This is a genomic window from Rhizobium freirei PRF 81 (genome assembly GCF_000359745.1).
Classification (GTDB): Bacteria; Pseudomonadota; Alphaproteobacteria; order Rhizobiales; family Rhizobiaceae; genus Rhizobium; species Rhizobium freirei.
Window position 1 is genome coordinate 62,686 of sequence record NZ_AQHN01000072.1, and the last position, 16,656, is coordinate 79,341.

Genomic DNA, 16,656 nt, shown 5'->3' on the forward strand with positions numbered 1-16,656 from the left:
ATATATACAGGAAGAAAACGCTCGAATGGAGTTGCCCATGGATCGCTTGAGTGGCCTGCATGCTTTCGTCCGGACGGCGGATCTCGGCAGTTTCGCGGCCGCCGGCCGCGTGCTTGGTCTTTCAGCCTCGGCAATCGGTAAGGCAGTGACCAATCTGGAACGCCAGCTCGGCGTTCGCTTGCTGCAGCGCTCCACCCGCAGCATCCGGCTGACGGAGGAGGGGCGCTTATTTCACGAGCGCTGCCGGCGCGTGCTCGACGATCTCGACGACGCCCAGGCCTCGCTCGCTGAGGCCGTCGCAGTCCCGCGCGGACGGCTGCGCGTCAGCGTGCCGATCGTCAGCTATCATTTCCTGCTGCCGGTGGTGCCGGAATTCGTGGAACGCTATCCCGAGGTCGAGCTCGACATCGATTTCAATGACCGTATCGTTGACATGATCGAGGAGGGCGTCGATGTCGCGATCCGCAGCGGCGATCTGCCGGATTCGCGGCTGATGTCGCGCACGCTGCGGCCATTCCAGATGCTGCTTTGCGCAGCACCTTGCTATCTGGAGCGTCACGGTGTTCCCGATTGTCCGCGGGCGCTCAACGAGCATTCGGCGGTACGGTTTCGGTTTCCGAACAGCGGCAAGCTGCAGGAATGGCCGCTAACGCTGCCCGAAGCGGAGCCGGAGCTGCGCATGCGCACCGCCTTTTCCTGCAACAATATGGAAGCCGTGCGCGGCGCTACCGTCGCCGGGCTCGGGGTAGGTTGCATGCCGGATTTCCTCGTGCGCAGTGCGCTTGCCGAAGGCAAGCTGCAAACCGTTCTCGATGATTTCATCGATGAGCCCGGCCATTTCCATGTCCTCTGGCCCTCGAGCCGCCACCTGTCACCCAAGGTCCGCGTATTCGTCGATTTTCTCGGCGAACGACTTTTCGCGAAAAGCTGCGAGGCTTTGCCGGGCACGTCTGCCGCCTGAGACAGAGACGATTGCATTGGCTTGAAGTCCGCTTGGTTGCCCGGCGAGATAATTTTCACAATTGCCTGGGAGACGGTTGTCGCAGGAGTTTGGTTTTGCAACGGTATCGGCTTCCCATGCAGATTTGCCACGCCGATCCGGGGTCTGCGCAGTCAGGTTGGAAATCACGATGAGCCGCTTCTGGAGTCCTATTGTACATTCCTTGATCCCCTATGTCGCCGGCGAGCAGCCGACCGCAGGCGGGATAACCAAGCTCAACACCAATGAGAGCCCTTACGGCCCTTCGCCGCTTGTCCTGGAGGCAATTTCAAAGGCCGCGTCCGATACGCTTCGGCTTTATCCGGACCCGACGGCGCGGGAGTTGCGTGCAGCAATTGCCGAGAGCTTCGGGATCGACAAGGATGAGGTCTTCGTCGGCAATGGATCGGACGAGGTCCTAGCCCACACATTCCAGGCGTTGCTGAACCATGAGAGGCCTCTGCTTTTCCCAGATATCTCCTACAGCTTTTATCCGACCTATTGCCGCCTCTATGGCATCGCGTACCAGCAGGTTCCGGTCGATGCGGAGATGCGGATTTGCCTTGATGATTATCGCCAGCCTTGCGGCGCGATCATTCTGCCCAACCCCAATGCGCCCACAGGGATCGGCCTGCCGCAGGACGATATCGAGAGCCTTCTCAAGTATCATCCCGATCAGGTTGTGGTCATCGATGAGGCCTATGTCGATTTCGGTGGTGAGAGCGCCGTTCCGCTTGTCGGGACATATCCGAACCTGCTGGTGATCCAGACATTGTCGAAGTCCCGCGGACTTGCCGGTTTGCGCGTCGGTTTCGCTGTCGGGCAAAGACCGCTGATCGAGGCTCTGGAAAGGGTCAAGGACAGCTTCAATTCCTATCCTCTCGACCGGCTCGCCTTGGCGGGCGCCGTGGCGGCCTGGAAGGATCGGGACTGGTTTGATCGTCATCGCGCCATGATTATCGCCAGCCGCGAACGTCTGGCCGTCGCGCTCAAAGCGCTCGGCTTTCATGTCCTTCCGTCATCCGCCAATTTTCTGTTCGCGCGGCATCCGAACCGGGCAGGTGCGGAGCTCACGGCCGAACTGCGGAGCAGGGGCATTTTGACAAGGCGGTTTTCGGCGGATCGTATCAGCGACTTCCTGCGTATCAGCATCGGCACCGACGAAGAGTGCGACCGCCTGTTGGCGGCGCTCGGCGAGATATTGCATTGACTGGCTGCCTCGGAAGGACTGCTCCGGGGCTTGTTGTCAAAGACCGGGAGCGGCCTCAATCCAACCGAAACGAAATCGTGTTGTGCTTAAGACGGCAAATGAAAAAGGCGGCTGAGCCAAGCCCGCCGCCTTTTTCTTCAGATGCGATAGCGCTCAGATATCGCTGGCGGCGTTCGCCCAGATTTCCGCAGCCTGCGCCGCGGTAACACGGCGCACTTCCGTTTCGTCGCGGCGGCTGACGAAGAGGTCGCTTGCCATGATCTGCTCGGCGAGGTCCGCCGGCAGGGAGAGGAGAACGCGCTGGCCTTCCTTGTGGATGCCGCCAAGGTCGGAACGCTTGCCGGTGATCATGCCGCCGGCAACTGTGTTGTTGCTTTCGGGATCGATCAGGATGAAGGAACCCGTGGCGCGGTTCTGCTCATAGGGGTCGAAGATGGCGGCTTCGTCGAAGGTGAGGCGAACCTTGCCGATGGCATTCATCCAGAGCGTCTGCGCCGGTGCCCAGGCGCCTGTCTTCAGCTCGAGCTGTGCGATCGGCTGCACCTGCACGCGCTGGCGACGGCTGCCGCTTTTCAGCCAGTAGCGCTTGCCCGGCTCGATCCCTTCCGGCTGTAGCGCGACGATCTGCGCATCGAAGGAGAGGCCGGATTGCGGCTGATTGTCGATGGCGACGATCATGTCGCCGCGCGACACGTCGACCTGGCGATCGAGAACGAGCGTAATGGCATCGCCGGCTACTGCCGCGTTGCGTACGAGATCGAAGGTGACGATCTTCGAGACGTTTGCGACCATGCCCGACGGCAGGATCATGACGCTGTCGCCCGGCTTCACCGAGCCGCCGGCAACCGTGCCCTGATAGCCGCGGAAGCTTTCGCCCGGGCGGGAAACGCGCTGCACGGAAAGGCGGAAACCGACCGTCTGCGCCGAGCGGACAGTCGCCAGTTCCAGCGTCTCGACCAGCGTCGGGCCGTTATACCACGGCATGGCAGCTTCACCGGAATAGACGACGTTTTCGCCCTTCAGCGCCGACATCGGGATGGCCGTGATCTGCTTGACGCCGAGCGAAAGCGCGAATTCGCGGAATTCGTTGGAAATCTTCTCGAAGCCGGCGCGGTCGTAATTCGTCAGGTCGATCTTGTTGATGGCCAGCACGAACTGCTTGATGCCGAGCAGCGATGCGATCGTCGCATGCCGGCGGGTTTGTTCGAGGATGCCCATGCGTGCATCGACCAGAAGCACGGCGAGATCGGCGGTCGAGGCGCCGGTTGCCATGTTGCGGGTATATTGCTCGTGGCCGGGCGTGTCGGCGACGATGAAGGAGCGCTTGTCCGTCGAGAAATAGCGATAGGCGACATCGATGGTGATGCCCTGTTCGCGCTCGGCCTGCAGTCCGTCGAGCAGCAGTGCGAAGTCGGGCAGGCCGAGATCGTTCTGCTTGCCGGTGGAATCGCGCTGCAGCGTGGCGGCCTGGTCTTCCTTGACGGCCTTGGTATCCCAGAGGAGGCGGCCGATCAGTGTGGACTTGCCGTCGTCGACGCTGCCGCAGGTGATCAGGCGAAGGGGGCGCGAGTCGCGAACTGCCTTGGCCGGCTCGGCGGCGGGCCCAACAGCAGGCATTGCGACGACGTTTGCGGTTACGGTCATCTCAGAAATATCCTTCGCGCTTCTTCTTTTCCATGGAGCCTGACTGGTCGCGGTCGATGGCGCGGCCCTGCCGTTCGGAAACCGTGGCGATTTCCAGCTCTGCAATAATCTCATCCAGCGTCGTCGCGGCAGAGCGGATGGCCCCCGTCAGCGGGAAGCAGCCCAGCGTGCGGAAGCGGATGAGCTCCTCGCGCTTGACCTCATCCGGCAGCAGCTCGAGCCGCGGGTCGGCGGCCATGATCATCATGCCGTCGCGCTCGACGATCGGGCGCTTTGCAGCGAAATAGAGCGGCACGATCGGAATATTTTCGGCTTGGATGTAACGCCAGATATCGACCTCGGTCCAATTGGAGAGCGGGAAGACGCGAACGCTTTCGCCCTTGCGGATCTGGCCGTTATAGACGTTCCACAGTTCCGGGCGCTGATTGCGCGGATCCCAGCGATGGTCCGGCGTGCGGAAGGAGTAGATGCGCTCCTTGGCGCGCGAGGCTTCCTCGTCGCGGCGGGCGCCGCCGAACGCAGCGTCATACTGGCCGGCATCGAGCGCCTGGCGCAGCGCCTCGGTCTTCATGATGTCGGTGTAGCGGGCCGAGCCATGGGTGAAGGGCGTGATATTCTCCGCCTTACCGCGCGGATTGATGTGCTCGATCAGATCGAGATCGTACTTCTTCACGATCTCGTCGCGAAAGGCGATCATCTCGGCAAATTTCCAGCCGGTGTTCACATGCAGGAGCGGGAAGGGGACGCGGCCGGGATAGAAAGCCTTGCGCGCCAGATGCAGCAGCACCGACGAATCCTTGCCGATCGAATAGAGCATGACAGGACGCTCGAATTCGGCCGCAACCTCGCGGAAGATGTGGATGGCTTCGTTTTCCAGCGCCTTCAGGTGCGGATCGAGCGGCGGCTTGATGCTTTGCGGATTGGAGAGTTCCGTATCCGGACGGCTATCGGGCATGTATCACTCCAGAACTTTCAAAGGTCCCGACCCAAAACCGGCCGGAAAGAAAATATGTGTTGGTTCCCGATTGATCGGCAGCGTCGGGACGCGCTTCGAATCGATACCGGGAACCGGCGGTATGTCATTGGGCTGTCGCTGCGCCTTCTTCGTGAACATGCAGGCCGCATTCGCGCTTCTCGTCGTTTTCCCACCACCAGCGGCCGGCCCGCTCGGGCTCGCCCGGCTTGATGGCGCGAGTGCAGGGCTCGCAGCCGATCGAGGGATAGCCGCGCGCATGCAGCGGGTTTACCGGGACGCTGTTGTCGGCGACATAGGCGCGGATGGCATCGATGTCCCAATCGGCGAGCGGATTGATCTTGATGAGGTTGCGCTCGGGATCGAACTCGGCGAAGGGCGTATCGGCGCGATTGGCGGACTGGCCGCGGCGCAGGCCGGTGATCCAGATGCTGGCGCCGGAGAGTGCGCGCGCAAGCGGCTTCAGCTTGCGCACGCCACAACAGGCATGCCTGGCTTCGACGCTCTCATAGAAACCGTTCAGACCGTATTTTGCGGCATAGGCGTCGATATCGGCCTGTTCCGGCTCGTAACGGACGATGTTGATATCGTATTGGCTTTCCGTCTCGTCGATCAGGGCGAGCGTTTCCGGGAAGAGACGGCCGGTCTGCAGGGTCGCGACTTCGATCGGCAGGCGGTGATTGCCGATCTCCGCCGTGATCACCTGGTCCTCTATCCCGAGCGACGTTGTGAAGACCACGCGCTCGCCAAGACCGGCGACGAGAGACAGACGGCCGGCAAGATCGAGCGATGCGAGCTGGCTGTTGAGCGTCGCGGCATCTTCAATGGATGTAATGGCAGTCATGGGGGATCCTGTCCTGATGTTGCCCGGAGTATCGCAGTTCGTCCGGGCAGCGGACAGAAAAATAGATTTCGAAAGGAAGCGGATGGAGAGTAAATATCTCCATGAAGCAGCGCCGATAAGGAAAAGCGACCGCCTCGGCTGTTAACCAAGGCGTTTTACCGCCGGAAGCGGCCCTTCGGAAGCACTTGATATGGCTGACCATGTTTAAGTGCTTGCTTTAATGTCTATAGAAATAGTAGAGTTACACATAGCTTGTCAAACGGAAATCGGAAGTGATGCCCAAAATGATGCGTTGCGGCGGATTTTGAGCTAAACTATGGGCATAGCGGCTAAGAATGACAACAAGTCTGGGTTGCTAATCTTTCCTGGCGTTGCGCCATGGGTGTGAATGCTTCGAAACGCCCCGGGGACGAGGGTTGAGGAGTTCTAGAGCGGACCGGCCGAATCCATCGGCCGAACGTATCGCATGTGTGTGTGAAGCGGTTCGAAATGATTACACAAAAAGCAAAATATGCGTTGCGGGCGCTCTCTGCCTTGGCCCAGTCCGAGGCAGGCGAGCCGATGATGATTTCCGATATTGCGGCCCAGCAGAAGATCCCAAAGAAATTCCTGGAACAGATTCTTCTCGACCTGAAGCATCAGGGCATCGTGATCAGCCGTCGCGGCAAGCAGGGCGGTTATCTCCTGCGCAAGCCGGCAAACGAGATCACCTTCGGCGAGATCCTGCGGGTCATCGATGGGCCCCTGGCGCCGCTGCCCTGTCTGTCGCTCACCGCCTATCGTCGCTGCGACGATTGTGATGGCGAGCAGACCTGCGAAATCCGCCACGTCTTTGCCAGGGTGGCGGATGCGACCCGCAAGGTGCTGTTCTCGACGACCATCGCCGATGCCGTCGCTCAGCCGCAAGCCGCTGAAGTCACGAGGCTGATGGCCTAAAGCATGTCGCGCAAAAGTGTGTAGCGGTTTTGCGAGAACGACATGCGCAAAATCAAAGACTTAAAGCACAGGAAGCGAATCTGAAAGATCGCGACGTGCTTTAGAGAAGCGCCCGCAACGGTCGTTCATCGAGAATTATTGGGTCACAGACCTCAATGGGCGGCGTGTCCCTCGCCGCCTTCTTTTTCCACGGCTCGCCGGGCGCGGATGGCTGCGGCGATGAAGACGCGCGACAGTCCGTGATACAGCGGCTCGCGCGACAGCAGCCGCGAGGTGACGTAACCGATCATCGACACCGCCATGATCGGGATAACGGCCCGATGGTCGCCGGTCATTTCCAGGATGATGACGAAAGCGGTCATCGGCGCCTGAACGACGCCGGCGAAATAGCCGGCCATGCCGAGGATCGCCGCGAGCGCCACGCCGCCGCCGACCAGCGTGCCGACCGTGCTGCCGAAGCCGGCGCCAACGGCAAGCGATGGCGCAAAGATGCCGCCGGGAATGCCCGAGATCATCGACAGGAAGCTTGCCAGCAGCTTCTCGACGAAGAAGAGCGGCGGCAGGGCATGTCCTTCCACCGCGCCGCGGGCTTGCTCGTAACCGGTGCCGAAGGTCTGCCCGCCGGAGAGCACGCCGACGGCGGCAACGATAAAACCACAGAGGCCGGCAAGGATCAGCATGCGCTTCAGCGGTTGGGGCTGCGTCCAGCGGCGGATACGGATGCCGGCATAAAGCGCCAGCCCGCTGAAGCTGGCGCCGAGTGCGCCGCCGCCAATGCCGCAGATCAGCATGACGATCCAATCCCGAAGCATCGTCGGCGCCGCATCGGCCGTGCCGAAATAATTGTAGCTGCCGGAAAGGCCGAGTGCCGCAAGGCCGGAGAGAATGACTGCCGTCAGCACAAGGCCATTGGCGCGAGATTCATACGTGCGGCTCATCTCCTCGATGGCAAAGACGATACCGGCAAGCGGCGTATTGAAGGCAGCCGCGATACCTGCGGCGGAGCCGGCAAGGATCAGCCCCTTTGCCTGCGCCATGCCTCCGAACCGCGCGACCGCCAGCATGAAGGACGCGCCGACCTGCACCGTCGGCCCCTCGCGGCCGATCGAGGCGCCGCTCAAGAGCCCCAATATGGTCAGCACGATCTTGCCGAAGGCGAGCCGCAGCGACAGCAGTTTCGTGCGGTCCTCTTCGTGATGCAGGTGCCGCGCGGCAATCGCCTGCGGAATGCCGCTCCCTTGAGAGTTGGGAAACAGCGTCGCTGCAAGATAGGCCGAGAGAACGAAACCAAGCGGCGTCAGCACGAGCGGCAGCAGCCACATCCACTCTCCCGATTGGGTCACGCCCGTGAAAGCCCGGTGCGCCAGATCGGCGAGCTTGGCGAAGCCGACGCTGATGACGCCGATCGCCAGAGCACCCGTCCAGAACACCAAACGCGGCCGCCAGAGATTGAAAGATCCCCAGAAAACACGGGAACGACGGAGCAGCTTGGACTTGCGGTAGATCGGGGGCATGAGACGCTCTTCAGGGCAATGGGAATCGGAGGCGCTATTCTGTTCTGGCCACCGATCTATGCGCCGATTGTCGTGCTAATGCCACGAAACGATATTTCACCTCGTTGAAAAGACTGGGCGGCAATGGTCCGAGATAGCCGTTTTCCGTCTCCGATGGACGAATATCCGGTCCCGGCCAAGCAAAGTAATTGCTTTCCGAAAGTATGATCCACGAAGGCGCATCGTCCAGGCCAAGCCGAAGTTTGATCGGTGAGGGAAGTTCGATGGCCATGGACGCGACCTCTGGCGGCGAATGCGTGATGGGAAGAACACCGACCTGCTTGTTTCCATCCACATCGTTGACGACCAGCGCCAACACGAGGCAAGGGCGATCCTTCACTTCTTCTTCGCGCCCCTCCAACCGCTCTCTGTGCCAGAGATAGGAATAGCGAAAGACGAAGCCGACCTTGACCTCAGCGGGTAGCATGAGGCCTTAATTCATCGTCGAGATGTTCGTGCCCGGCTTCCATCTCAGATGCTTCGACGGCGGCAATATCGGCATCCGAAAGTTCTGCTGTCAGTTGAACTTGTCTGTCTCGCCGCAGCAGGCGCTGATAGTCTTCATAAGCGAGCAGAACCGTTCGGGGGCGGCCGTTCTTGGTTATGACAACCGGATCGCGCATGGCCGCATCCTGAAACGCGCCAAAATTCTTCGAAGCCTCAGCGGCAGTTACCGTCTTCATGACAAATCTCCTTGCTGGAAATATACGGGCTTTCCGTAAATCCCGCAAGTTGACTATGGAGCTGTTATCGCCCGAAGACTATCTTACCGGTCACTCGTCTCCCAGCGCGGATTGATCCACGGCTCCTGGTTTGAGCGGGCAAGCCTAGGCTTGCCGAGGATATGATCGGCCGCCTTTTCGCCCGTCATGATCGAAGGGGCGTTCAGATTGCCGTAGGTGACGTGCGGGAAGATCGAGCTGTCGGCGACACGCAGGCCATCCACGCCGATGACGCGGGTATCGGGATCGACGACCGCCATCGGATCGTCCTTCGAGCCCATCTTGCAGGTGCCGCAGGGGTGATAGGCGCTCTCCAGATGTTCGCGCAGGAAGGCATCGATCTGATCGTCGGTCTGAACATTTGCCCCAGGCTGGATTTCAGCGCCGCGATAGTCGTCGAAAGCCTTCTGCCCGAAGATCTCGCGGGTGAGGCGCACGCAATGGCGGAACTTCTCCCAGTCTTCCGGATGGCTCATATAGTTGAAGCGGATCACCGGATCGGCCTTCGGATCGGAGGAGCGCAGCGTCACGTTGCCGCGCGATTTCGACAGATTGTAGCCGACATGCACCTGGAAGCCGTGGCTCCTGGCCGCCGCCTTGCCGTCATAGCTGATGGCAACCGGCAGGAAGTGATACTGGATATCCGGCTGCTTGACGCCGGGCGCCGAGCGCAGGAACGCACAGGCTTCGAACTGGTTGGAGGTGCCGAGCCCCTTCTTGAAGAGCAGCCATTGCGCGCCCGCGATCCCCTGCATGTACCAGGGCAGCCAGGAATAGAGCGACACCGGCTTCACGCTGATCTGCTGGAAATAGAATTCCATATGGTCCTGCAGGTTCGCGCCGACGCCCGGTCGGTCGAGCTTCACCTCGATCCCCATGTCGCGCAGGTGCTGACCCGGTCCGATGCCGGAGAGCATCAGCAGCTTCGGGGAGTTGAACGAGGAGGCGGAGACGATCACCTCGCGGTTCGCCCTGATCACCTCGATCTTGCCGTCGCGCTCGACTTCGACGCCGGTCGCGCGGCCGTTTTCGATGACGATCTTGCGGGCGAAGCAGCGGATGAGCTTCACGTTCGACCGTTTGAGGGCAGGCTTGAGATAGGCTGTCGCCGCGGACCAGCGCCGGCCCATCCAGGTCGTCTGTTCCATCAGGCCGAAGCCTTCCTGCTTGCTGCCGTTGTAATCCTCTGTCGCCTCGAAGCCTGCCTGCTTGCCGGCCTCGATGAAGGCGTGGAACAGCGGGTTGCGGACGTCGCCCCGGCGCACATGCAGCGGGCCGTGGGTGCCGCGCCATCCCTCTTCGCCGCCATGCGAATGCTCCATCCGCTTGAAGTAGGGCAGCACATCGGCATAGGCCCAGCCTTGGGCGCCGAGTTCTTCCCAGCGATTGAAGTCCTCGGCATGGCCGCGCACATAGACCATGCCGTTGATCGAGGAGGAGCCGCCGATCACCTTGCCGCGCGGCGCGGTGATGCGGCGGTTATTGAGCTGCGGCTCAGGCTCGGAAAGATAGCCCCAATTGTAGCGGTCCATGCTCATCGGCCAGGCAAGGGCGGCCGGCATCTGGATGAACGGGCCGAAATCGCTGCCTCCGAACTCCAGAACGATGACCGAATGCTTGCCGTCCTCCGACAGACGGGAAGCCATGGCGGAGCCGGCCGAGCCCGAGCCGACGATGACGAAATCTGCTTGCATGACCATGTGCTCCAGGGGCGTAAATCGAGGCGGTTTTACACTCTCCCCTTGAGGGGGAGGGTCGGCCGCAGGCCGGGGCGGGGTGATCATTGTATACGCATAGCGGCTGGTCACCCCCACCCGCCGCTATGCGGCGACCTCCCCCCTCAAGGGGGAGGTGGATCAATAAGGCGCCTGTACCGGCCCCATGCCGACATAGACGGTCTTCAATTCCGAATAATGCTCCAGTGCCGCCAGCGAATTCTCGCGGCCGAAGCCGGATTGCTTGGAGCCGCCGAAGGGAATCTCCACCGGGGCGAGATTGTAGGCGTTGATCCAGAGCGTGCCGGCTTCGAGCTGGTCGATGACGCGGTGGGCACGGGTGAGGTCGGCAGTGAAGACGCCGCCGGAAAGGCCGAATTCGGTGGCATTGGCGCGGGCGATCACCTCGGCCTCGTCATCGAAATCGAGAACACACATGACTGGCCCGAAGATTTCTTCGCGGGCGATCGTCATATCGTCGGTGACATCGGCAAACACGGTCGGCTGAATGTAATAGCCTTCGCCCGAGACATTGTTCGGGATGCCGCCGCCGGTCAGCAGCGTCGCGCCCTCGGCCTTGCCCTTTTCGATATAGGCGAGCACCTTTTCGCGCTGAGCCCAGGAGACCATCGGGCCGATCTGCGTTGCCTCGTCCATCGGGTCGCCGATGAGCATAGCGTCGGTGCGGGCCTTCAGGCGCTTCAGGAATTCGGACTTGATCTTGCGGTTGACAAAGACGCGGGTGCCGTTGGAGCAGACCTGGCCGGTCGAATAGAAATTGCCGAGCATCGCGCCGCCGATGGCGCTGTCGATATCGGCATCGTCGAAGACGATCAGCGGCGACTTGCCGCCGAGCTCCATGGTGACATGCTTGAGGTTGCCGGCGGCAGAAGCCGCCACCTTGCGGCCCGTCGGCACGGAGCCGGTCAGCGACACCTTCGCCACATCCGGATGGTTGATGAGCAGCGGCCCGGTCTCGCGGTCGCCCTGGATGACATTGTAAAGGCCCTTGGGCAAGCCGGCTTCGATAAGGATTTCAGCAATCTTCAGCGCGCCGAGCGGCGTGTTTTCCGAAGGCTTGAATACCATGGCGTTGCCGGCGACGAGGGCAGGCGCGCCCTTCCAGCAGGCGATCTGCTGCGGATAGTTCCATGCGCCGATGCCGACGCAGACGCCGAGCGGCACGCGCTTGGTATAGGCGAAGTCGCCGCCGAGCGGGATGTAGGAGCCGTTGAGGCCGGCGGCCGCGACGCCGCCGAAGAATTCGAAGCTGTCGGCGCCCGACGTTGGGTCGGCGACAATGGTTTCCTGGATCGGCTTGCCCGTATCCAGCGTTTCCAGCTCGGAAAGCTCGCGGTTACGCTCGCGCATGATATCGGCCGCGCGCTTCAGGATGCGGCCGCGTGCCGTCGGGCTCATGGCCGCCCATTCCGGCTGTGCCCGGCGGGCGCTAGCGATCGCCTTCTCGACGATGGCAGGCGTCGCTGCGTGCAGGCGGGCGATCACTTCGCCGGTCGCCGGATAGATGCTTTCAATAAGGGTGCCGTCGGTGTCCTCGACATATTCCCCGTCGATGAAATGCGAGGCTTTCGGTTGTGCGCGCATTATAGAACCCTCAATTCTTCGTAGGACACCATGACATGCTCTCGGAAAGCAGGTCGCTCGGTCAGGTTTTCGTAGTAGCGTTCAAGCCGCGGGTGGGCAGGTCGCTGGATGTCGATGTCGAAATAGCGATAGAGAATATGCCCGAACTGTATGTCTGCGAGTGTCACGCTATCGCCCGCGAGAAAGCGATGCCGTCCGAGCTGCGACTCGGCGATGTCAAGCTTCGCCCCAAGCGCCGCAACGGCCGCGTTGATCGCCTTTTCGTCCCTGAGCGCAGCGGCCGTGCGCACCACCCGCCAGAACACGGGGCCGGTAAAATTCATTGCAATGTTGATCTTGGCCCATTCCGCCCATCTGTCGATCTGGGCGCGATGCCGCGCATCCTTCGGCCAGAAGGCATCCTCGGCATATTGATTGGCGAGATAGCGCAGGATGGCACCTGTTTCCCACAAGGGTTCGCCATCGCCGTCGCGCAACACCGGAACGGTGCCGTTCGGGTTCATCGCAAGGAAGTCCGGCGTGTCGGTGACGCCGTATTTGAAGCCCGCATCGATGCGCTCATAGGCAAGGCCGAGCTCGCCGATGCACCACATCAGCGCCTGCACGTTGGATGACGATTTGCGGCCCCAAACGGTCAACATGGTCTTCAGCCCTTCACCGCGTCGAGGTTGGTCGTCAGATAGTCTTCTGTCAGCGCGATCGACGCCTCGGTGCTGATCGGCGCGGATCGCAGGCTCTGGCGGATATAGAGCCCGTCGATCATCGCGGCCGCACCCTCGGCAATCCGCTCGGCGTCGCCGGCCGCACACAAGGCCTTAAGATTGGCGACCAGATTCGAATGCAGCCGGCGGGCGTAGATGACGAGGAAGCGGCGCGTCTCTTCCGAGCGCTGCGCCTCGGCATAGAAAGCGAGCCAGGCTGCAATCGTCTCCGGCGCGAATTGATCGGCCTGGAAACTGACGCGGATGACGGCGGAGAGCTTTTCCCGCGGTGTTGTCGCAGCCCGGAGCGCCGTCACCACACTGTCGCGCAGCCGCTGTAGATGGACACGGACGGTTTCGATCAGCAGCTGCTCCTTGCTGCCGAAATAGTGATGCGCAAGGGCAGGGGAGACGCCGGCCTGCTTGGCGATTTCGGACATGGTGACGGCCAGCGAGCCGTGATCGCCGATCACGCGCATCGCCGCATCCACTAGCGCCTTGCGGCGCACCGGTTCCATTCCGATCTTGGGCATGCATCAATCCTCGAAATTGAGAGGGAGTTTATTTTTGATTGACTGATCAATCAATAAAAAAATTGCTTGCCCGGCAGAGATCAGCGAAAAATCCGCAACCTCTTTCCGAGTTGCATTTCTGTGTCATACTTCCACCCAGGAGGAGGTACGGTCATGGTCGATATGCTTGATGAAGTTCCCTCATCTGCGATGCGCAACAAATGGGGTTGGTTTGTTGGCCTCGGCGTCCTGCTGCTGGTCTGCGGCGGCATTGCCCTCGGCAATCTGGTCATCGCCACGGTAGCATCGGTCTATTATGTCGGCATGCTGATGCTGATCGGCGGCATCGTGCATCTTGCTCATGCCTTTCAGGTGAGGGGCTGGGAGCATATCCTCTTCTGGGTGCTTAGCGGTGTGCTCTATACGCTTGCCGGTATCCTCGCCTTTGCCAACCCGCTCCTGGCTTCCGCGGCGCTGACCCTGTTTCTCGCCGTCGCGCTGATTATCGCCGGCACGTTCCGCGTCTGGGTCGGGCGAAAAGTGAAGCCCGAGCGCGGCTGGATCTGGATCGTCGTCAGCGGCGTGGCGACTGCCATTGCCGGCATCGCCATCATGGTCGGCTGGCCGGTCAACAGCCTTTGGATTCTCGGGCTTTTTCTGGCGTTCGATCTGATCTTCCAGGGCTGGACGCTGGTTGCTTTCGGGCTCGCCCTCCGGCGCTAGCCGTTCCAGCACAACGGATAACGGACTACTACTTTTTGACAAGGGGCGTGAGCGGCGCTACCCTAATGGCTCTGCCTTGCAAGGCGGAGCGTCGCCGAATGATGTAGCGACGGTGCCACCTCTGGAGCAAGCATGTTTGCAGGACATGCTTCGAAGGCACCGCTGACGGCGGCGGAATACGTCTCCAGCGAGAATTCCGCTTGATAATGTCAAGGGAGGAATATCATGCCGATGGTAACGGTTTCTATCTCTCCGCTTCAGGCCGCCGGCATTCGCGCCGCAGTCGACACCGGCACCTATGCCTCGAGCAGTGAAGTCGTGCGGGAAGCCTTGCGCATGTGGGATGCGGCGCGCAGGCGCAGCGATGTTTGCGATGTGCCACAGGCGGCCAATGATGAGACGCTCAAGGGCAGTCGCTGCGTTGCCGACATGTTTGCCGACTATGAGGCGGAGCAGCACTCGCACAATTAGGCCGGGAAATCAGCCAGTTCCGGCCATGACGTATCTCGGCTTGCCTGATTTTCAGGCCGGAGCAATGGTTAACATTGCTTTACCATTCACAAAACTTTCACATGGAGGAAAGGTTTCGTTGACGCTTTATGCGCATCTTGGGTTGAAAATACAGTAGATCCAAAATCTTACTCAAATAATTTGATCGAAAAATCCCAACGGAGATGGGCATGTCCCTGACTGCCGCAGTCGAGCCCGGCGTGTTGCGCCGGTATGCCAGCGACCAGATTGTCACCCTTGCGAAGCTCGTGATCGAAAACGCTTTTCAGCCGATCGTGGAAGCCGGCACCGGCGCCGTCTTCGGCTATGAATCCCTGATGCGCGGCCAGGAACGCATCGGCTTCGGCAGCCCGATCGACATGCTCGACGAAGCCGAGCGCACCGGCCAGCTTCTTGGCCTGGAGCAGATGGTTACCAGCCGCGCGCTGGCAAAATTTACCACGCTTCCCAATGTCGCCTCGGCTACGCTTTTCCTCAATCTGGATGTGCGGTTGATCCCTCAAGGGGCCATATTGGTCGATAGTCTGCTGCAGCATATGAGAAAGGCCGGCATGACGCCTTCCTCCGTCTGTTTCGAATTCTCCGAGCGCTTCGACAATACCAAGGTGCCCGAGTTCTCCGGTCTGGTCGCCAGGATGCGGAACGCCGGCTTCAAGCTGGCGATCGACGATTTCGGCGTCGGTCATGGCGAAATGAAGCTGCTGTCCGATTATCCGGTCGACTACCTGAAGATCGATCGGCATTTCATCGTCGATATCGACCGCAGCGCCCGCAAACGCCATATCCTCAGGAATCTGGTCAACATCGCCCATGTTCTCGGCACGCGCGTCATCGCCGAGGGCATCGAGACGGAGGCTGAATTCCTGACCTGCCGCGAATTCGGCGTCGATCTCGTCCAGGGCTGGTTCATTGCCCGTCCGACCGTGCTGGTCAACGAATTGAAGCAGAGCTTTCCGCATCTGCAGGAGCTCGGCAAGGCAGCGCGCAACAGCCAGTCGCTCGACGAGATCCTCATCCGCAAGCAGATCGAAGTGCTGCCGACCATCCGCGAGAGCGACAGCATCGACAGTGTCTTCGAGCTCTTCCGCCGCAATCCGCGCCGGGCCTATTTTCCCGTCGTCAACGCCAATGACGAGCCGCGCGGCATCATCCACGAGTACCAGCTCAAGGAATACATCTATCAGCCCTTCGGCCGCGACCTCCTCAAGAACAAGGTCTATAAGCGCTCCATTTCGCATTTCGTCGAAATGGCGCCGATCGTCGGTCTCGATTCCGATGCCGATACGCTGATGGCGATCTTCGCCAATATGGAAAGCAGCGATTGCCTGATCGTCACCGAAGGCACGCACTATGCCGGCATCGTCTCGGCCGCGTCGCTAATCAAGGTCATCAACGAGAAGCAGTTGAAGATCGCCCAGGACCAGAACCCGCTGACGGGCTTGCCGGGCAACAGGGCGATCACCGATTTCATGCAGAGCGCCGGCCGCGACGGCGATGAAATCAGGCATTTCTGCTATTGCGACTTCGACAATTTCAAGCCTTTCAACGATGCCTACGGCTTCCATCTCGGCGACCACGCCATTTCCCTGTTTGCGGCACTGATGCGGCGCTACTTCTTTGCCGAACGCCATTTCCTCGGCCATGTCGGCGGCGACGACTTCTTTATCGGCGTTACTGGCTGGAGCAGGCAGGAGCTTCGTGAGGTTCTGGACCGACTGCTTGCCGACTTCCATGCCGATGTTCTCGAATTTTATTCGACGGAGGATCGTGCTGCCGGCCGCATTCGTGGTCATGACCGCAGTGGCGTCGAGGCGGAATTCCCGCTGATGCGCTGCTCGATCGGCATCCTGCAACTGCCCGAGGGACTAGTGATCGACAACATCAATCGGGTCAGCACCTCCATCGCGGGCATCAAGGCGAAGGCAAAGGAAAGCGCGATCGGCGTCGCGTTCCTTGGCCTAGCCGAGACGAATTGACGCCCTATCGCAATCGATCCTTTTCAAGCGTCGCGCGCTCAACTATCTCCATT

Annotated in this window: 16 protein-coding genes; 6 read left to right on the plus strand and 10 right to left on the minus strand. The window is 60.8% G+C overall.

What is annotated here, in order from left to right; translation table 11 throughout:
- The first annotated feature begins 37 nt into the window (after nucleotides 1-37).
- Both RHSP_RS19300 and hisC read left to right on the plus strand, forming a co-directional pair.
- On the plus strand, nucleotides 38-961 hold the full coding sequence (locus RHSP_RS19300) for a LysR family transcriptional regulator (RefSeq protein ID WP_004121342.1): 924 nt from the start codon (nucleotides 38-40) through the stop codon (nucleotides 959-961).
- 169 nt (nucleotides 962-1,130) lie between these two features.
- Complete coding sequence (gene hisC / locus RHSP_RS19305; RefSeq protein ID WP_037153057.1) at nucleotides 1,131-2,189, plus strand: histidinol-phosphate transaminase; 1,059 nt, start codon at nucleotides 1,131-1,133, stop codon at nucleotides 2,187-2,189.
- Between the two features lie 153 nt (nucleotides 2,190-2,342).
- Here the strand turns inward: hisC and cysN are convergent, their stop codons facing one another.
- The 3 genes from cysN to RHSP_RS19320 all read right to left on the minus strand — a co-directional run bounded on the left by cysN (nucleotide 2,343) and on the right by RHSP_RS19320 (nucleotide 5,650).
- Nucleotides 2,343-3,833: a sulfate adenylyltransferase subunit CysN gene (gene cysN / locus RHSP_RS19310; protein ID WP_004121347.1), complete on the minus strand. Its 1,491-nt coding sequence runs from the start codon at nucleotides 3,831-3,833 to the stop codon at nucleotides 2,343-2,345.
- 1 nt (nucleotide 3,834) lies between these two features.
- Nucleotides 3,835-4,788 (minus strand): sulfate adenylyltransferase subunit CysD, encoded by a 954-nt coding sequence (gene cysD / locus RHSP_RS19315; protein ID WP_004121350.1) that lies wholly within the window; start codon nucleotides 4,786-4,788, stop codon nucleotides 3,835-3,837.
- Between the two features lie 124 nt (nucleotides 4,789-4,912).
- The gene (locus RHSP_RS19320; RefSeq protein WP_004121353.1) at nucleotides 4,913-5,650 is read right to left on the minus strand and encodes a phosphoadenylyl-sulfate reductase; all 738 of its coding nucleotides are present in this window, start codon (nucleotides 5,648-5,650) and stop codon (nucleotides 4,913-4,915) included.
- A gap of 489 nt (nucleotides 5,651-6,139) precedes the next feature.
- On the opposite strand from RHSP_RS19320, the gene RHSP_RS19325 reads away from it, so the two are divergent.
- Nucleotides 6,140-6,586: an RrF2 family transcriptional regulator gene (locus RHSP_RS19325; protein ID WP_004121355.1), complete on the plus strand. Its 447-nt coding sequence runs from the start codon at nucleotides 6,140-6,142 to the stop codon at nucleotides 6,584-6,586.
- 152 nt (nucleotides 6,587-6,738) lie between these two features.
- On the opposite strand, the gene RHSP_RS19330 is transcribed toward RHSP_RS19325, so the two are convergent.
- From RHSP_RS19330 to betI, 7 genes are all read right to left on the minus strand, one after another.
- Nucleotides 6,739-8,100, minus strand: coding sequence for a chloride channel protein (locus tag RHSP_RS19330; RefSeq protein ID WP_037153060.1), 1,362 nt, complete (start codon nucleotides 8,098-8,100; stop codon nucleotides 6,739-6,741).
- Between the two features lie 34 nt (nucleotides 8,101-8,134).
- The gene (locus RHSP_RS19335; RefSeq protein WP_004121360.1) at nucleotides 8,135-8,566 is read right to left on the minus strand and encodes a hypothetical protein; all 432 of its coding nucleotides are present in this window, start codon (nucleotides 8,564-8,566) and stop codon (nucleotides 8,135-8,137) included.
- A complete protein-coding gene (locus RHSP_RS19340; protein WP_004121362.1) occupies nucleotides 8,553-8,822 on the minus strand; it encodes a type II toxin-antitoxin system Phd/YefM family antitoxin in 270 nt (89 codons plus the stop codon). The genes RHSP_RS19335 and RHSP_RS19340 overlap by 14 nt, the downstream gene beginning before the upstream one ends.
- Before the next feature lie 83 nt (nucleotides 8,823-8,905).
- The gene (gene betA, locus RHSP_RS19345; protein ID WP_037153254.1) at nucleotides 8,906-10,555 is read right to left on the minus strand and encodes a choline dehydrogenase; all 1,650 of its coding nucleotides are present in this window, start codon (nucleotides 10,553-10,555) and stop codon (nucleotides 8,906-8,908) included.
- Between the two features lie 162 nt (nucleotides 10,556-10,717).
- On the minus strand, nucleotides 10,718-12,181 hold the full coding sequence (gene betB, locus RHSP_RS19350) for a betaine-aldehyde dehydrogenase (RefSeq protein ID WP_037153063.1): 1,464 nt from the start codon (nucleotides 12,179-12,181) through the stop codon (nucleotides 10,718-10,720).
- A complete protein-coding gene (locus RHSP_RS19355; RefSeq protein ID WP_004121369.1) occupies nucleotides 12,181-12,822 on the minus strand; it encodes a glutathione S-transferase family protein in 642 nt (213 codons plus the stop codon). Before RHSP_RS19355 ends, betB begins: the two co-directional genes overlap by 1 nt.
- Before the next feature lie 5 nt (nucleotides 12,823-12,827).
- Nucleotides 12,828-13,415 (minus strand): transcriptional regulator BetI, encoded by a 588-nt coding sequence (gene betI, locus RHSP_RS19360; RefSeq protein ID WP_004121373.1) that lies wholly within the window; start codon nucleotides 13,413-13,415, stop codon nucleotides 12,828-12,830.
- A 153-nt stretch (nucleotides 13,416-13,568) separates the two neighbouring features.
- On the opposite strand from betI, the gene RHSP_RS19365 reads away from it, so the two are divergent.
- The 3 genes from RHSP_RS19365 (at nucleotide 13,569) to RHSP_RS19375 (ending at nucleotide 16,603) form a co-directional block, all read left to right on the plus strand.
- The gene (locus tag RHSP_RS19365) at nucleotides 13,569-14,117 is read left to right on the plus strand and encodes an HdeD family acid-resistance protein (RefSeq protein WP_004121375.1); all 549 of its coding nucleotides are present in this window, start codon (nucleotides 13,569-13,571) and stop codon (nucleotides 14,115-14,117) included.
- Nucleotides 14,118-14,342: 225 nt separating this feature from the next.
- Complete coding sequence (locus RHSP_RS19370; protein ID WP_004121377.1) at nucleotides 14,343-14,588, plus strand: ribbon-helix-helix domain-containing protein; 246 nt, start codon at nucleotides 14,343-14,345, stop codon at nucleotides 14,586-14,588.
- A 209-nt stretch (nucleotides 14,589-14,797) separates the two neighbouring features.
- Complete coding sequence (locus RHSP_RS19375) at nucleotides 14,798-16,603, plus strand: GGDEF domain-containing protein (RefSeq protein WP_004121379.1); 1,806 nt, start codon at nucleotides 14,798-14,800, stop codon at nucleotides 16,601-16,603.
- The last annotated feature ends 53 nt before the right edge of the window (nucleotides 16,604-16,656 follow it).

What these genes read in the sequence shown, in the direction of transcription:
- RHSP_RS19300 (WP_004121342.1), top strand. Translation starts at nt 38, where the DNA reads ATGGATCGCTTGAGTGGCCTGCATGCTTTCGTCCGGACGGCGGATCTC.
- hisC (WP_037153057.1), top strand. Translation starts at nt 1,131, where the DNA reads ATGAGCCGCTTCTGGAGTCCTATTGTACATTCCTTGATCCCCTATGTC.
- cysN (WP_004121347.1), bottom strand. Translation starts at nt 3,833, where the DNA reads ATGACCGTAACCGCAAACGTCGTCGCAATGCCTGCTGTTGGGCCCGCC.
- cysD (WP_004121350.1), bottom strand. Translation starts at nt 4,788, where the DNA reads ATGCCCGATAGCCGTCCGGATACGGAACTCTCCAATCCGCAAAGCATC.
- RHSP_RS19320 (WP_004121353.1), bottom strand. Translation starts at nt 5,650, where the DNA reads ATGACTGCCATTACATCCATTGAAGATGCCGCGACGCTCAACAGCCAG.
- RHSP_RS19325 (WP_004121355.1), top strand. Translation starts at nt 6,140, where the DNA reads ATGATTACACAAAAAGCAAAATATGCGTTGCGGGCGCTCTCTGCCTTG.
- RHSP_RS19330 (WP_037153060.1), bottom strand. Translation starts at nt 8,100, where the DNA reads ATGCCCCCGATCTACCGCAAGTCCAAGCTGCTCCGTCGTTCCCGTGTT.
- RHSP_RS19335 (WP_004121360.1), bottom strand. Translation starts at nt 8,566, where the DNA reads ATGCTACCCGCTGAGGTCAAGGTCGGCTTCGTCTTTCGCTATTCCTAT.
- RHSP_RS19340 (WP_004121362.1), bottom strand. Translation starts at nt 8,822, where the DNA reads ATGAAGACGGTAACTGCCGCTGAGGCTTCGAAGAATTTTGGCGCGTTT.
- betA (WP_037153254.1), bottom strand. Translation starts at nt 10,555, where the DNA reads ATGCAAGCAGATTTCGTCATCGTCGGCTCGGGCTCGGCCGGCTCCGCC.
- betB (WP_037153063.1), bottom strand. Translation starts at nt 12,181, where the DNA reads ATGCGCGCACAACCGAAAGCCTCGCATTTCATCGACGGGGAATATGTC.
- RHSP_RS19355 (WP_004121369.1), bottom strand. Translation starts at nt 12,822, where the DNA reads ATGTTGACCGTTTGGGGCCGCAAATCGTCATCCAACGTGCAGGCGCTG.
- betI (WP_004121373.1), bottom strand. Translation starts at nt 13,415, where the DNA reads ATGCCCAAGATCGGAATGGAACCGGTGCGCCGCAAGGCGCTAGTGGAT.
- RHSP_RS19365 (WP_004121375.1), top strand. Translation starts at nt 13,569, where the DNA reads ATGGTCGATATGCTTGATGAAGTTCCCTCATCTGCGATGCGCAACAAA.
- RHSP_RS19370 (WP_004121377.1), top strand. Translation starts at nt 14,343, where the DNA reads ATGCCGATGGTAACGGTTTCTATCTCTCCGCTTCAGGCCGCCGGCATT.
- RHSP_RS19375 (WP_004121379.1), top strand. Translation starts at nt 14,798, where the DNA reads ATGTCCCTGACTGCCGCAGTCGAGCCCGGCGTGTTGCGCCGGTATGCC.